Origin of the sequence: Luteitalea sp. TBR-22 (assembly GCF_016865485.1) — a bacterium.
Taxonomy (GTDB): Bacteria; Acidobacteriota; Vicinamibacteria; order Vicinamibacterales; family Vicinamibacteraceae; genus Luteitalea.
Genome location: NZ_AP024452.1, coordinates 6,029,394 through 6,044,454, shown reverse-complemented (window position 1 = coordinate 6,044,454; position 15,061 = coordinate 6,029,394). Strand labels below are relative to the sequence as shown.

General features: G+C 69.7%; 15 protein-coding genes. 10 read left to right on the top strand and 5 right to left on the bottom strand.

What is annotated here, in order from left to right; all coding sequences use genetic code 11:
• Positions 1–2 precede the first annotated feature (2 nt).
• From TBR22_RS24915 to TBR22_RS24880, 8 genes are all read left to right on the top strand, one after another.
• Positions 3–830 carry an FAD-dependent thymidylate synthase gene (locus TBR22_RS24915; RefSeq protein ID WP_239490549.1) on the top strand — a complete coding sequence of 276 codons (828 nt, stop codon included), beginning with the start codon at positions 3–5 and terminating at the stop codon, positions 828–830.
• The gene (locus TBR22_RS24910; protein ID WP_239490548.1) at positions 827–1,246 is read left to right on the top strand and encodes a thioesterase family protein; all 420 of its coding nucleotides are present in this window, start codon (positions 827–829) and stop codon (positions 1,244–1,246) included. The genes TBR22_RS24915 and TBR22_RS24910 overlap by 4 nt, the downstream gene beginning before the upstream one ends.
• A 109-nt stretch (positions 1,247–1,355) precedes the next feature.
• The gene (locus TBR22_RS24905; protein ID WP_239490547.1) at positions 1,356–1,733 is read left to right on the top strand and encodes a VOC family protein; all 378 of its coding nucleotides are present in this window, start codon (positions 1,356–1,358) and stop codon (positions 1,731–1,733) included.
• A gap of 135 nt (positions 1,734–1,868) precedes the next feature.
• Positions 1,869–2,819 (top strand): outer membrane lipoprotein-sorting protein, encoded by a 951-nt coding sequence (locus TBR22_RS24900; RefSeq protein WP_239490546.1) that lies wholly within the window; start codon positions 1,869–1,871, stop codon positions 2,817–2,819.
• The gene (locus TBR22_RS24895) at positions 2,816–5,158 is read left to right on the top strand and encodes an RND family transporter (protein ID WP_239490545.1); all 2,343 of its coding nucleotides are present in this window, start codon (positions 2,816–2,818) and stop codon (positions 5,156–5,158) included. The genes TBR22_RS24900 and TBR22_RS24895 overlap by 4 nt, the downstream gene beginning before the upstream one ends.
• A gap of 2 nt (positions 5,159–5,160) precedes the next feature.
• The gene (locus TBR22_RS24890) at positions 5,161–6,498 is read left to right on the top strand and encodes a DUF1302 family protein (RefSeq protein ID WP_239490544.1); all 1,338 of its coding nucleotides are present in this window, start codon (positions 5,161–5,163) and stop codon (positions 6,496–6,498) included.
• A gap of 112 nt (positions 6,499–6,610) precedes the next feature.
• On the top strand, positions 6,611–7,411 hold the full coding sequence (locus TBR22_RS24885; RefSeq protein WP_239490543.1) for an MBL fold metallo-hydrolase: 801 nt from the start codon (positions 6,611–6,613) through the stop codon (positions 7,409–7,411).
• Positions 7,412–8,239 carry a fumarylacetoacetate hydrolase family protein gene (locus tag TBR22_RS24880; protein ID WP_239490542.1) on the top strand — a complete coding sequence of 276 codons (828 nt, stop codon included), beginning with the start codon at positions 7,412–7,414 and terminating at the stop codon, positions 8,237–8,239.
• A 173-nt stretch (positions 8,240–8,412) separates the two neighbouring features.
• On the opposite strand, the gene TBR22_RS24875 is transcribed toward TBR22_RS24880, so the two are convergent.
• The gene (locus TBR22_RS24875) at positions 8,413–8,838 is read right to left on the bottom strand and encodes a transcriptional regulator (protein ID WP_239490541.1); all 426 of its coding nucleotides are present in this window, start codon (positions 8,836–8,838) and stop codon (positions 8,413–8,415) included.
• 102 nt (positions 8,839–8,940) lie between these two features.
• Here TBR22_RS24875 and TBR22_RS24870 point away from each other — a divergent pair, with 102 nt between their 5' ends.
• Entirely contained in the window at positions 8,941–9,771 is an 831-nt protein-coding gene (locus tag TBR22_RS24870) for a sulfurtransferase (protein WP_239490540.1), read from the top strand.
• Positions 9,772–9,904: 133 nt separating this feature from the next.
• Complete coding sequence (locus tag TBR22_RS24865; RefSeq protein ID WP_239490539.1) at positions 9,905–11,278, top strand: dipeptidase; 1,374 nt, start codon at positions 9,905–9,907, stop codon at positions 11,276–11,278.
• A 131-nt stretch (positions 11,279–11,409) separates the two neighbouring features.
• Here the strand turns inward: TBR22_RS24865 and TBR22_RS24860 are convergent, their stop codons facing one another.
• From TBR22_RS24860 to TBR22_RS24845, 4 genes are all read right to left on the bottom strand, one after another.
• Positions 11,410–13,257: a CocE/NonD family hydrolase gene (locus TBR22_RS24860; RefSeq protein WP_239490538.1), complete on the bottom strand. Its 1,848-nt coding sequence runs from the start codon at positions 13,255–13,257 to the stop codon at positions 11,410–11,412.
• A 174-nt stretch (positions 13,258–13,431) separates the two neighbouring features.
• Positions 13,432–13,914 carry a hypothetical protein gene (locus TBR22_RS24855; protein WP_239490537.1) on the bottom strand — a complete coding sequence of 161 codons (483 nt, stop codon included), beginning with the start codon at positions 13,912–13,914 and terminating at the stop codon, positions 13,432–13,434.
• A 10-nt stretch (positions 13,915–13,924) separates the two neighbouring features.
• Positions 13,925–14,470, bottom strand: coding sequence for an RNA polymerase sigma factor (locus tag TBR22_RS24850; protein WP_239490536.1), 546 nt, complete (start codon positions 14,468–14,470; stop codon positions 13,925–13,927).
• 31 nt (positions 14,471–14,501) lie between these two features.
• A complete protein-coding gene (locus TBR22_RS24845; RefSeq protein ID WP_239490535.1) occupies positions 14,502–14,969 on the bottom strand; it encodes a hypothetical protein in 468 nt (155 codons plus the stop codon).
• Between the last annotated feature and the right edge of the window lie 92 nt (positions 14,970–15,061).

Sequence of the window (15,061 nt, the reverse complement as noted above, 5' to 3'; positions counted from 1 at the left end):
CCGTGGCCTATCACGCCGAGGTGCTGCTCGACAGCATCAACCCGGCCGGGCAGCGCCTCACGACCTTCGTGCTGCGCTTCCCGCGGTTCGTGCTGCCCGAGTTCAACACGCACCGGATGTTCTCGCGCAACGCCTCGAGCTCGCGCGCCATCCCCACCGCCAGGCTGATGCAGCAACTGGTGGACGACCCGGTGATCCCGGTGGAGTGGGGCCGCAACCAGTCGGGCATGCAGGCGCGCGAGGTGCTCGATGCATCCGGCGCCGCGGCCGCCGAGGCCGAATGGCTGCGGGCCCGCGACGCCGCGCTCGCCCACGCCGAGCAGCTGCGTGCCACCGGCGTGCACAAGCAGATCGTCAACCGCCTGCTCGAGCCGTGGATGTGGGCCAGCGTGATCGTGTCGTCGACCACGTACGACAACTTCTTCACGCTGCGCTGCCATCCAGACGCGCAGCCGGAGATCAAGCGGCTCGCCGACCTGATGCGCGAGGCCTTCACCGCCTCGTCGCCCGTGTCCCGCCGGCCCGGCGAGTGGCACCTGCCGTTCGTCGGCCTCGACGACCGCGACCTGTCGATCGAGGAGCAGAAGCAGGTGTCGGTGGCGCGGTGCGCGCGGGTGAGCTACCTCACTCACGTCGGCACGCGCGACATCGATGCCGACAAGCAGCTGCACCAGCGACTGCTCGACGCCGGCCACTGGTCGCCGTTCGAGCACGTCGCCATGGCCGCGCCGGATGCCACGCGCTTCAACAACTTCTCCGGCTGGCAGGCGTATCGTCACCAGATGGAACAGGCGCGCACGCTGGTGATGAGCGAGGTGGCACCGGCGTGAGCGGGCCGACGTTCCGGTTCGCCACCACGTTGCGCGTCCGCTGGGGCGATTGCGACGCCTTCGGCCACGTCAACAACGCGAGCTACCTCACGTTCTTCGAGGAGGCGCGCATCGACTACTGGAAGGCGGTGGTGCCCGACGTGCCCTTCACGGGCATGGCGATCGTCCATTCCAGCGTCGACTTCAAGGGCCAGGCCTATCCCGGCGACATCCTGACGATTCGCGCCGCGGTCACCGAACTGCGCAAGACCAGCTTCTGGGCGGCGTACGAAGTGCTGAGGGGCGAGCAGGTGGTCGCGACGGGGACGTCCGCCCAGGTCTTCTTCGACTACGCGACCCAGCGCCCCGCGCCGATTCCGGAAGCCTTCCGCGAGCGCGTCGCGTCGTACGAGGGGATTTCTTCTACGGCGACATGACGGGCCTCTTGGGCCTTGGGCCCTGGGCCCTGGGTCCTGAGCCGTGAGCCGAACGCCGTACGCCCTGAGCATCTGTCTGAGCCCTGAGCCGTAAGCCCTGAGACTTCCAATGTCTGACGCCAAACAACCCGGACAGATTGGCTGGATCGACCTCACCGTGCCCGACGCCGAGAAGGTGCGCGACTTCTACCGCGCCGTCGTCGGCTGGGAGTACCAGGAGGTCGACATGGAGGGGTACGCCGACTTCGCGATGACCGACCTCGAGGGCAAGGCCGTGACCGGCATCTGCCACGCCCGGGGCGCCAACGAGGGCATGCCCGCGCAGTGGCTCGTGTACATCACGGTCATGGACGTGCAGTTCTCGGTGGACGAGGCCGTCGCCAACGGCGGCCAAGTGCTGCGGCCGCCCACCGACATGGGCGCGGGGACGTTCGCGGTCGTGAAGGATCCGGCCGGCGCCGTGTTCGCGCTGTTCCAGCCCGCGTGAAGCGCTCAGGTAGGGCGGGGTGTCTCACCCCGCCGTTGGCTGGCTGACGGCGCGGTCGGAGACCGCGCCCTACCTTTTGGCATTACGTGTCATGACGAATTTTTCGCTTGACGGCTTTGTGAAAGATTTCACATAATGCGTCTCAAGCTGAGGGTCGACGGGTATCCGTTCCACTACCTTCAAGCCCCGTTGGAAGCGACCTCTTTCAACAGGGTCGGTGAGCCTTCGCAGTATCAGGCCCGCCTGGTCACGTTCTTCCTCGTACTAATCCTCCTCTTAGTACCCGGCGCCCTCAGCTTCCTTCCCCTCAGCGCCGAGAGTTTCCAGACAGGCAAGGCAGAACCCCCGACGGGCGACTGGGTCGCACGCCAGGTCGACGCGCGCGACACCGGACGCGACGCCGTCATCCAGATGCGGATGCGCCTGTTCGACCGCCAGGGACGCCAGCGCGAGCGCATCCTGGAGATGCGCGCCCTGCGCGGCACGCCCGGCGCCGCCGACGGCATCGGCGACCGCGTCCTGCTGCGCTTCTCTTACCCGAACGACATCAAGGGCACCGGCCTCCTCGTCCACGAGCGGCCCGGCAAGGACGACGACCGCTACCTGTACCTGCCGGCACTCGGGCGCGTTCGCCGCATCGCCGGTTCCGAGCGCCAGGAGAGCTTCGCCGGCAGCGACCTGAGCTACGAGGAGATTGGCGGCCGCGCCCTCGAGGACTACACGTACGAGCTCGTCGACGCCAGGGCGACGTGGACCGCCCCCGACGGCAAGGCCTGGCCGGCATACCGGCTGAAGTCCACCGCGAAGGACTCCAGCCTCGCCTATCCGGTCGCGACATCACTCGTCCGCGCCGACAACTTCGTCGTCGTCCAGGCCGACGTCTTCGACCGTCGCGGCACGCGCGCCAAGCAGTACGTGGTCAGGCGCCTCGAGCAGCAGTCGGGCATCTGGACCGTGATGGACTCGGTGATGACGCACGAGATCGACCGCACGCGCACCGAGCTGACCGTGACCGAGGTCCGGTACAACTCCGGCCTGTCGGCAGACGCGTTCTCCCGACGCGCGCTCGAGCAGCCCGCGAGATGAACCCGCCGCGTGATCGGTGGTCGGGCCTGGCCGATCGCGTCACGGCGGGCCTGTGGCAGTGGCGGCGCTGGCTCTCCGGCCTGGCGCTCCTCGGCGCGCTGCTGCTGGCGCCGCTGGCCGACATCCGGACCCTCGACAACGACGTCAGCGCCTGGTTCCGCAAGGACGACCCGGTCTACGCCGACTACGAGCGGCTCAAGCAGGAGTTCCCCGGATCGCGCACGCTCATCGTCGCGCTCGACTCGGGCGGCGACGCGTTCACCCCGGCCATGCTGGAAGCGCTGCGCGCCATCACCGCCGACATCGAGCGCGTGCAGGCGGTGCGGCGGGTGCAGAGCCTGGCCACCGCGAACGTGGTGCGGACCGACGCGTCGGGGGAAGGCGACCTCGAGGTCGAGCCGATGCTCCCCAGGGCCGGCCCGATCGATCCGCAGGCGGTGCGCCGCGAGGCGCTGCGCGACCGCCTGGTCGCCGGCGACCTGGTGTCCACCAGCGGTCGCGTGCTGTCGATCGTCGTCAGCTTCGACGAGGCGCGCATCGACGCGGTGCGCACCCAGGTGCTCGACGAGATCCGCGCCCGGGTCGCTGCGCACCTGCCGGCGGGGGCGACGGCCCACTACAACGGCAGCCTCGAGATCAGCGAGACCTACAACCGCGTCACGCTGCGCAACCAGGCCGTCTTCACGCCGCCGATCCTGCTGATCACGATCGCCGCCATCTTCGTGATGTTCCGCTCCTGGCGGCTCACGTTCCTGACGCTCGGCGCGGTGCTCGTCAGCACGCTCTGGACGCTCGGCCTCTACATGTGGGCCGGCTTCGGCTTCAACATCCTCACGAGCATGCTGCCGGCGCTCGTGCTGGTGCTGGCCATCGCCGACGACGTGCACATCATCCAGCACTACACGCAGTGCCGGCGCGAGGGGGCGACGCACGAGGTGGCCTGGAAGCACACGGTCCGCCACCTGGTCACGCCGCTGTTCGCCGCGAGCGCGACGACGGCGCTGGGCCTGCTGTCGCTGGCCACGAGCCACGTCGATGCCGTGAGGACGTTCGGCATCGGCGCCGCGCTCGGCGTGATGGTCGACTTCGCGATCTCGGTCGTGCTGATGCCGACGCTGCTCGGGTGGGCGCCCGTCGATCCCGAGCCGCCGCAATCGCGCTGGCTGATGGGCCCGATGCGGGCCATCGGCCGCCTCGCCGGCACGCATCCACGGCGGGTCGTGATCGCAGCGTTGGCAATCGTGATCGTGATGGGGGCCGGCCTGGCACGGCTGCGGGTGGACACCAACCACGTGGCGTTCTTCAAGCCCGGGCATCCCATCCACGATTCGGCCGACCTCATGGACCGCGAGCTGTCGGGCATCTACAGCTTCCAGGTGCTGCTCGAAGGGCCGGCGGAGTCGCTGCGGGCGCCCGACATGCTGCGCCGGATCGACACACTACGGCAGCGGCTCGAGGGCCTCGGGCACGTGAAGAAGGTGGTCTCGCTGGCCGACTACGTGGCGCGCGTCCACGAGCAGCTCGCGCCGGACCTCGCCGCCATGGGACAGCGCCTGCCGGTCGACGCCGACCTGGTGTCGCAGGAGCTGTTCGTGTTCGGCATGTCCGAGGAAGGCCGCCGCGAGCTCGAGAGCCTCGTCTCCACCGACTACTCGCGCACGCAGGTGATGGTGAAGCTCGCCTCGATGAGCTCCGACGAGGCCTTCGAGGAGGTCGAGAAGGCCGAGGCCATCGCCCGCGAGCTGTTCGCCGGCACCGGGATCACCCCGACGGTGACCGGCGCCGGGCGGCTCTTCGCCACGCTCGATCACTATCTCGTGACCTCGCAGGTCTCGAGCTTCGCCACCGCGTTCATCTCGGTGTTCGGCGTCATCTTCCTCGTGTTCCGGTCGTTCAAGTTCGGGGTGCTCGCGATCATCCCAAACGTGATCCCGGTGATCGTCGTGCTCGGCGCGATGGGCTGGCTCGACATCTCGATGAACGTCGCCACGGTGATGGTCGCCAGCATCGCCCTCGGCGTCGTCGACGACGACACGATCCACTTCATCAGCCGGTACCGGCGCGAGGTGCACGACGGGAGAGGCACGGACGAGGCGCTCGCCATTGCCACCGAGGAGGAAGGGCGCGCCTCGCTCACCACCGCGATCATCAACACCCTGGCGTACTCCGTGTTGCTGCTCTCGGACTACCGGCCGTCGGGCTGGTTCGGGGGACTGCTTGCACTGACGATGGCGGTGGCGTTCCTGGCAGAGGTGTTCCTGCTGCCCGCGATCATCAAGCTCGTCCCGAGCCTGTTCTCTGCCGACCGCCTGCGACCACCGGCGTTACCGGCAGCGTGACCATGAAGGGCCTGCGCTCGATGCTCGGTGGGCTGGCGGCGACCCTGGTCGCGGCCGGCGCGGCCATCGCCCAGCCGACCATCACGTCGCGGGGCAGCATCGCGTCGATGGTCGACGCGGTGCCCGCCGCCGACGCCACGGAGCTGCGCGTGCGGCTCGACCAGGAGGTGGATGTCGAGTTCGACGAGCGCTGGGTGGTGAAGGCCGGCAGCTGGATCGACGTGCTCGGCGCCAGTCGCCGCAGCGAGGGCGAGGCGGATCTCGTCTACCAGCCGGGCGAGATCTACGTGCGCCACCGGCGCGAGCGCTTCGACCTGACCGCCGGCTTCCAGCGCATCGTGTGGGGCACGCTCGACGAGATCCAGCCGACCGATCTCGTCAACCCGATCGACGTCAGCCGCTTCCTGATGGAGGGACGCAGCGAGGCCCGGTTGCCCGTGCTGGCACTTCGCGGTCGCGTGTTCCTGCCCGGCGACACGACGGTGGACGCCGTGTACGCGCCCTTCTTCCGGCGCGGCCGGTACGACCTGCTCGACGAGCCGTCCTCGCCGTTCAACCTGCTGGCCGACCAGTGCCAGGACGAGGTGTGTATCGCCAACGTGCCGGGTGGGCCGACGACGGGCCTGGCGGTGCCGCTCGTGTCCGAGCGGCCTGCGCGGACGATCGAGCACGGCAGCGGCGGCGCTCGCGTCACCCGACCGTTCGGCGGTGTCGACGTCGGCGCGAGCGTGTATCGCGGCTGGCAGACATTCCCGCTGGTCTCCCTCACGGTGGTGCCGCCCGTGATGCCCGCCGCTGGCGCCGGAGCCGCGCCGGCGCTCACCACCGTGGCGCTGCGCGAGTCGTGGTCGCGGCTGACGATGGTGGGCGGCGACGTCGAGGCCGCTCGCGGCGCGGTGACGTGGCGCGCCGAGGGCGCGTTCCTCGTGGACACGGCCGTGCAGGCCGAGCCGGGCAGTCCGGTCGTCGCCGGCAGGAGCCTGCAGGTCGGCGCCGGACTCGACTGGACGGTCGGCCCGTGGCGGACGTTCGGCAACGCCATCGTGCGTCGGACGTGGGCGGTGGGACCGACCGCGTCGCTGGTGCCCTCGACGGGCGGGCTGCAACTGGTGGGCGGCGCGGAGCGCAAGTTCGCGCGCGACACCCGGCTGGTGCGGGGCTTCGCCGTCGTGGACCCCAGTGAAGGCACGGCGTTCGTCCGCGGCCTCGGGGCCTGGAACGTCAGGGACAACCTGTGGATCGAGGGGTCGGCGGCCTGGTTCGGCGGCGAGGGCGACGACTTCCTCGGTCGCTATACCGAACGCGACTTCCTGTCGCTGAGAGTGAAGTACTACTTCTAGGATTGCCGAACGGCAGCAGGCTCGAGACTCCAGGCTTAGAGTGCACGCAGATCGATCGGTATGCTTTCTGAGCCCTGAGCCCTGAGCCCTGAGCCCTGAGCCCCCAGCCCTCATGCGCTACACCCGCCTCACCGCCTCGCACTCCTCGCCCTACTCGGGCGGCACCGTGCATGCCTACCTGCTGCACGGCGCCGTGCCGACGCTGGTGGACGCGCCGACCGGCGATCCCGCGTTCCTCGATCAGCTCGCAGAGGCGCTCGAGGCGGCCGGCGACGGGCCGCTGGCGCAGGTGATCGTCACGCACGCCCATCCCGATCACATCGACGGCGCCGTGGCGGTCCACGCCCGCTGGCCGGAGGCGGTGTTCCGCAAGCGCGCGCCGCTGCCGGAGGGCGATGGCATCGAGTGGCAGGTCATCGAGAAGGAGCCGATGATCCCGGCCGGCGACGGCCCCCTGTGGGTCCTGCACACGCCGGGACATGCGCCCGACCACTCCTGCGTGTTCGACATCCACGACGGCGTGCTCGTGGGCGGAGACCTGGCGATCAACGGCAGCACGGTGACGATCCTGGCCGAGTACGGCGGCAGCCTCCGCGCATACCTGAAGACGCTCCGGGCGGTGCTGGAACTGCAGCCGCGCGTCATCCTGCCGGCGCACGGCGAGCCCATCCTGCAGCCGGCGTCGCTGCTGCGGGGCTACCTGTCGCACCGCCTCACGCGGGAACAGCAGGTGCTCGAGTGCCTGGCCGCCGGCATCGACACCGCTGACGCCATCGTGGAACGCCTGTATGCTGCCACCGCCGACGCCCTCAAGCCCGCGGCGCGGCAGAACGTGCTGGCCCACCTTCACAAGCTCGTGGAGGACGGCCGCGTCACCGAGGCGGGCGACCACTGGCACCTCCGGAGCGCCTGAATGCTGCTGTACCGTACCGACCACGGTCTCGTCCTCGTCACCGACGGGCGCGCGCTGCGCCTTACCGACCTCTCCTTCGACGAGCTCCTGCAGGATCGATCGCCGGTGGCGCGGCTGCGCGCCCATGCCGCGAAGGCTCCGGAGACCGACGGCGCGACACCCCAGGTGCTGCTGGCGCCGATCGGGTCGCAGGAGGTGTGGGCGGCCGGCGTGACGTACTTCCGGAGCCGCGACGCTCGCATGGACGAGTCGCGCGAGAGCGGCGGCGCGACGTTCTACGATCGCGTCTACGAGGCGCCGCGGCCGGAGATGTTCTTCAAGGCGACGGCGCCGCGCGTGGTCGGTCCGGGTGGCACCGTGCGCGTGCGCCGCGACTCGGCCTGGTCGGTGCCGGAGCCCGAGTTGGTGCTGGTCATCAACGCCGCTGGTGCGGTGGTCGGCTACACGGTGGGCAACGACGTCAGCGCGCGCGACATCGAGGGCGAGAACCCGCTGTACCTGCCGCAGGCGAAGGTCTACGACGGCGCCTGCGCCATCGGCCCCGGCGTGCTGTTCACCGAGGCCGCCCTGCCCCCGACGACGGGCATCCGGCTGGCGATCACCCGCGGCGGGTCAGTGGCGTTCGAGGGGCAGACGACCACCGGCCAGATCAAGCGTGGCTTCGACGAACTGGCCGGCTGGCTCTATCGCGAGACGACGTTCCCGGTCGGCTGCTACCTGTTCACCGGGACGGGCATCGTGCCTCCCGACGACTTCACGCTGGCGAGCGGCGACGAGGTGGCGATCACCATCGACGGGATCGGCACGCTCACGAACACGGTCGCCTGAGGCTCTGTTCCCTGGTAATGCTGCGATGCCGCGATGCCGGGAATGCCGACCGAGCGTCGACCTGAAGGTCGACGCCTACGGGGGGAGGGGGGCGTAGCAGCCGACCTTCAGGTCGGCTGGCAGGCTGGCACCACGAAGGCCGAAGGCCGAATGACGAAGGCCGCCTCATGCCCCTACGGCAGCTTCGGCTCCTCGGGCTTCGGGCTGCCGGTGCGGGTGGCGGTGATCAGCGCTTCCATGTGCCCCAGGTAGCGCTCGAGGGCGACACGCCCGGCACGGGTCAGCGAGTACTCGCTGCGCGGCAGGCGTCCCTCGAACGTCTTGGTGCAGCTGATGTACCCCGCGTCCTCCAGCTTGCGCGCATGGACGCTCAGGTTGCCGTCGGTCGTGCGCAGCAGCGACTTGAGGTCGTTGAACGACAGCTTGTCCTGCACGGCCAGCGAACTCACGATGGCCAGGCGGAGCCGCTCGTGGATCAACTTGTCGAGGTTGAGCGGCGACGAGGGATCGGCGTGCGAGTCGATCGACCGTACGCGCGGTCGGAAGCCTCGCAACCGGCCCACAGGCACGTCGTCCTGCGTCCGGAGTCGTTCGGTCATGGGCACCTGGCGGAAAGGGCCGCCAGAGGCATCCTACGCCGCGACGGGCCGGGCTCCAAGCCGATTGCCGGCGCGACCGGGGCGACTCGTACAATGGCTGCCATGGCGGACAACCCCAAGGGGTATGCCAACCCCCAGCTCCTGATCACGCCCGGCGAGTTGTCGGCGCAACTGGCGGCAGGCGAGACGCCCCTGCTCCTCGACCTCAGGCCGGCGGAGGCGTGGGCGGCCGGGCACCTGCCCGGCGCCGTCCACCTCGACCTGTTCGGCATCAGCCTTGTCGACACCGATCCGGCACCGCTGCGCGCGTTCCTGTGGATCCTCGAGCACCTGCTCGCGTCACGGGGCGTGGAGGCGGGCCGGCGCGTGATCGTCTACGACGAGAAGTCCGGGATGCGCGCGGCGCGCGCGTTCTGGGCGCTCGAGTTCTTCGGGCACCCGCGCACGCAGCAGCTCGACGGTGGTTTCGGTGCGTGGCAGGCGGGTGGGCACCCGGTGAGCACCGAGCCGGTGGCACCGGTGGCCACCTCGTGGACCGGCACTCCCGTGGAGGAGCGCATCGCCTCGTACCGTCACGTGTGGGATCGGCTGAAGGCGACCGACGTGGCCATCCTCGACACCCGGTCCGATGGCGAGTACGACGGGACGCTCGTGCGCGCGGCACGGGGCGGACGCATCCCTGGCGCCGTGCACGTCGAGTGGACGACGAACCTGCGGCCCGACGGCAGCTTCAAGAGCAGCGACGAGCTGCGCGCGATGTACGAGCCGCTCGGCGTCACGCCCGACAAGGAAGTGCTCACCTACTGCCAGGGCGGCTACCGCGCGGCGCACGGCTATCTCGCCCTGCGCCTGCTCGGCTATCCCCGCGTGCGCAACTACGTGGGCTCCTGGAAGGAATGGGGCGACAGGCTGGAGTTGCCGGTAGAAACGTAGACCACGGCGCATCACTCGGGTAGGGCGCGGTCTCCGGCCGCGCCGCTGCCACGAACGGCCGGGTGGGACACCCGGCCCTACCTCTGTCGCGAGCCCGATCCGCGATCCGCGATCCGCGATCCCCGAGACACCCATGAACAAGATCCTCGATCACATCAACACGCACCGCGACGACTACATCCAGCAGCTCAAAGGGTTCCTGGCGATCCCGAGCATCAGCGCGCTGCCCGAGCACGCGCCCGACGTCCGACGCTGCGCCGAGTGGTGCGTCGCGGAACTGCAACGCATCGGCCTGAAGAACGCCACGCTGCACGAGACGCCCGGCCACCCGATCGTCTACGCCGAGTGGCTCGGCGCCCCGGGGGCGCCGACGATGCTGTTCTACGGGCACTACGACGTCCAGCCGGTGGACCCGATCGACCTGTGGGAGTCGCCGCCGTTCGAGGCGACGGTGCGCGAGGGCGCCATCTACGCGCGCGGCTCGGCCGACGACAAGGGGCAGATCTTCATGCACCTGAAGGCCATCGAAGCCACCCTCTCGCAGTCGGGAACACTCCCCATCAACGTCAAGGTGATGCTCGAGGGCGAGGAAGAGGTCGGCAGCGCCAACCTCGACACCTTCATCGCCGCCAACAAGGACCTCCTGAAGGCCGACGTCGTCGTCATCTCCGACTCGCCGATGTTCGACCGTGACGTGCCGTCGATCTGCTACGGCCTGCGCGGCCTGGCGTACTTCCAGATCGACGTCCGCGGCAGCAGCACCGACCTGCACTCGGGGTCGTACGGTGGCGCGGTGGCCAACCCGGCCATCGTGCTCACGCAGCTGCTCTCGCAGATGAAGGACAAGAGCGGGAAGGTCAGGATTCCGGGCTTCTACGACGCGGTGGTCGACGTGACCGAGGCGGAGAAGAAGGAGTTCTCGCGCCTGCCGTTCAACGAGAAGCGCTGGGCCAAGGAGATCGGCTTGCCCAAGCCGTTCGGCGAGAGCGGCTACTCGACGCTCGAGCGCAAGTGGGCGCGCCCGACCTTCGAGGTCAACGGCCTGCTCGCCGGCTTCACGGGCGAGGGCGCCAAGACGGTGATTCCGGCCAAGGCGATGGCCAAGGTGAGCATGCGCCTGGTGCCGAACCAGGATCCGGCGACGATCGGCAAGCTGTTCGAGGACTACGTGAAGAAGCTCGCGCCGAAGACCGTCGAGGTGACGGTGACGCACATGCACGGCGGCAAGCCGTGGACGACCGGCTTCGACAACGCGTGGGTGCAGGCGGCGGGCCGCGCCATCGAGAAGGGCTTCGGGCGCACGCCGGTGTTCGTGCGCGAGGGCGGCTCCATCCCTGTCGTCTCGACCTTCCAGGAGGTGCTGGGCCTGCCGAGCGTGCTCTTCGGCATCGGCCTGCCCGGCGAGAACGCCCACGCGCCGAACGAGTGGCTCGACCTCGGCAACTTCCACAACGGCGTGCTGGCGGCGGCGTATCTCTACGACGAGCTGTCGCGTGTGAGCGGGTAATTCGAAGTTGGAAATGCTCGCGGGCGCGTGCCGACCTGAAGGTCGGCACCTACGTCCCTCACGTCGTAGGCGTCGACCTTCAGGTCGACGCGAGGCCGAGCCGCCCTGAATTTCGAATTTCCAATTTCGAATTACCGGCTCACGGGCAGGATCACGTGTGAGCCGCGGTAGACGCGCTGCGTGGCCTTCACGAACTGCTCGGGCTTCGCGTTCGGGATGTCGGTGAAGGTCTGGGGATTGCGATCCACGAGCGGGAACCACGAGCTCTGCACGTGCACGACGATGCGATGGCCCTTCAGGAAGGTGTGGGCCACGTCGGGCAGGTCGAAGCGGATGCGATCGGGCTGCCCGGGCACGAAGGGCTCGGGCGCCTCGAACGACTTCCGGAACTTGCCGCGGAACGGCTCGCCGCGCACCAGGATCTGCTTGCCGGCGCCGGGCTGTCCCTCCCCGGGCTCGTCGAGCACCTTCACCACGAAGTCCGAATCCGTGCCGGTCGTCGACACCCGCAGGTCGACGCCGATCGGGCCGAGGACCGTCACGTCTTCGGTGAGCACCGCGCTCCGGTAGACGAGCACGTCCGGACGCCCGGCGGCGAACGCCTGGTCCGACGCCATGTAGTCGCGCGGCATGCCGATGGCCGGCTCGCCCACGAGCGGCACGGGGTTGGCCGGGTCGCTGACGTACTCGTCGGCGCCTTCCGCTGACGACGGGACCGTGGTCACGAGGGTCCTGCCCTCGCCCAGGTAGTAGGCCTGGCGTGTGGTGGCGGGCGGCCACGAGTCCGACGTGCGCCAGCGGTTGGCGCCGGTCTCGAAGACCGACACGCCCGGCACGGCCGGCGCGCCGCCGTCGCGCAACGCCCGCGTGAAGAACCGGTGCTCGATCTCCTTGCGATAGTGCACGCCGGTCGGCTGTCCGAACTCCATCTGCCCGGTGCGGGTGCCGTCGCTGCGCGCCCATCCGCCGTGCGTCCACGGGCCCATCACCAGCGACGACCGCGTCTGCGGGCTCTGCTCGCGCAGCGCACGGAACGTCCGCAGCGCGCCGCTCAGGTCCTCGGCGTCGTACCAACCGCCCACCACCAGCACCTCCGGCGTCACGTTGCGGAAATGCCGCCAGATGGATCGCGCCTTCCAGAACGCGTCGTACGTCGTGTGCTCGTGGTTCTGCATCCAGTACGGGTTCCTGTCGAGTCCGTACTTCCGGCTCATCTCCATCAGCGAGCCGGCCTGCAGGTAGAAGCGGTAGCCGTCGCGCGTGCCGTAGTCGAAGGGGGCGTCGCGGGCCGGACGACGCGGCTGTGGGCCGCGTGGCGGGAAATCGACGTAGAACGAGAAGTTGTGCGCCAGCATGAAGGCGCCGTTGTGGAACGAGTCGTCGCCGAGGTAGTAGTCGGTGACGGGTGCCTGCGGCGACACGGCCTTCAGCGCCGGATGCGCGTCGATGAGCGCGGCCAGCGCGTAGAACCCCGGGTACGAGATGCCCCACATCCCGACCTTGCCGTTGTTGCAGGGCACCTGCTTGACCAGCCAGTCGATCGTGTCCCAGGTGTCGGAGGACTCGTCGACCTGCTTGCCGGTCTTGTTCGGGACGTACGGCCGCACCTCCTCCCACTCGCCCTCCGAGAGATAGCGACCGCGCACGTCCTGGTAGGCGACGATCCATGGCTCGGCGGCGTACTCGCGCGTCGGACCGACGACGGGCGGGTACGTGTCGGGACCATAGGGGCTCGCGCTGTACGGCGTACGCTGCAGCAGGATCGGCGCGCCACCGGGCGGGCACGTCTTAGGCGTATACACGGCGGTGTGCAGCCGCACGCCGTCGCGCATCGGGATGAGGTGCTCCGCTTTCTGGTGCGTGTCCTTCGCGCTCGGGGCCGGCGGCGCGGGCGCGGTGGCCGGCTGCGCCAGCAGCGTCAGCGAGCAGAGCGACAGGACGACCGAGGCCAGCAGGACGTGCGGGACGTAGCGGGACATCGGGTCGATCGTACCCTGCGTGGGAAGAAAGAAGCGTAGAAGGTAAGAAGAGCAGAAGGCATGGCGGGAAGGTCGAAGGTGAAAGGGGGAAGCCTTGAAGACTTGCCCCGCTTCGTCCTTCCGCCTTCCCGCCCTGCCTTCTACGCTTCTGCTCTTTTACTCTTTCCTCTGTCGTCAGTCGTTCGCCACGACCGCGCCGAGGCCGACGAGGATCACCACGCCGCCCAGGCCCAGGCCGATCAGCAGGAACGGGAGCACCGCGGCGGGGAGGACCGCCGCGAGGGCCTGCCCGCCGCCGTCGAGTGACAGCCAGCGGGCGGCAGCGTGAAGCACCAGGTCGCCTCGCGCCACGAGCAGGATGACGAGCGCGACCATGGCGACCAGCGGCTCGGACCGTTCCAGCGTGTCGAGCGGACGGAGGGCCCGGGCCCGCGCCTCGCGCCGGGCCTGCCACGCGGCGCGCCACCACACGTCGCCGGCCGCCGGCATGGGCAGGGCGGCTTCGGCGTCGACGACCTCCCGCAATGCTGCCGTCACCGTCTCGACCTCGCGGCACGCCTGACACGCCTCGGCATGCGCCCGCAGGTCGGCCGGCCACCGGCCCTCCTCCACGGCACGCAGCACTTCGGGTTCGCGCGGGCAGGGATCGTCGTGCATCACGTCCTCCTCACCGACTCACGCCGAGCGCGGCGGCGAGCTTGTGTCGTGCGCGGGAGAGCAGGACCCGCACGCTGCCTTCCTTCACTTCGAGCGCCGAGGCGATCTCGCGGTGGCTGGCCTGTTCCACGTAGGCGAGCCAGAGCATCGTACGCTCCTGCACCCGCAACCGGTCGAGGGCGCGGGTGACGTCGAGCCTCGTCCCCGCGGCCGCGGCGCGCGCCGGCAGGTCGTCGGGGGCCACCCCGTCGGCCACGGACTCCTTGCGCCGGGCGCGGTACGCGTCGGTCGCCAGGTTCGCCGCGATGCGGTAGAGGTACGCGCGACGTTCATCCTGCGGCAGCGCCGCGTGCGGCGTGCGCAGCAGTCGCAGGTACGCCTCCTGCACCGCGTCGTCGACGGCTTCGGCTGGCAGGCTGCGCCGCAGGTACGCACGCAGCCGGCTCGCCGTGGCGTCGTAGAAGGCCTGGAACTCCGCCTCGTCGAGGGCGAGCGCCGTGCCCGGTTCAGGCACGGCGAGGCTCGCGGGCAACGGCGTGGCGGTGACCAGGCGCATGGCGGACGCTCATCGAAGAAGGCGGCAGGCGTCAGCGCGACGGCGCGTCGGCAGGTCCGTAGACGCCCAGCGTGCGGCCGAGTCCGAAGGTGGCGCCGGCCGACACCAGATAGCCGATGCCCACGCTCAGCAGGAGGATGCCGAGGATCGCAAAGCCTTCGGTCGCATCGCGCTCCACCAGCGACGACTGCCAGCTGATGACCCGGCAGCCCATGCCGGCGGCGCACAGCACGATGCCGATCTGCACCGCCCGCAGCACGCGCTGGGCGGGGTGCGTCCGCTCCGTGCTGATGGAATCGATGAACTTGACCCCGCCCGGGCTGTCCATGAACTCGGCCAGTTCCTTGCCGTTGCTGATCCGGTCGAGGAGCTTGTTGTGGAAGGACTCCATCACCCGCAGCTGCTGCTTGCGGCGCAGGCCATCGACGATGACCCACGTGAGGAAGCTCAGGGAACCGAAGACCGAGAGGATACCGAGGACCGGCGCGAGATCGCCCATGATGATCACCTTGCCGGTCTCGGCGGTGCCGGCCGCGCCGTGCGGCCCACCCGGATCCGGCTTCTATGCTGGTCAACGCCGGGCCGGCCGGT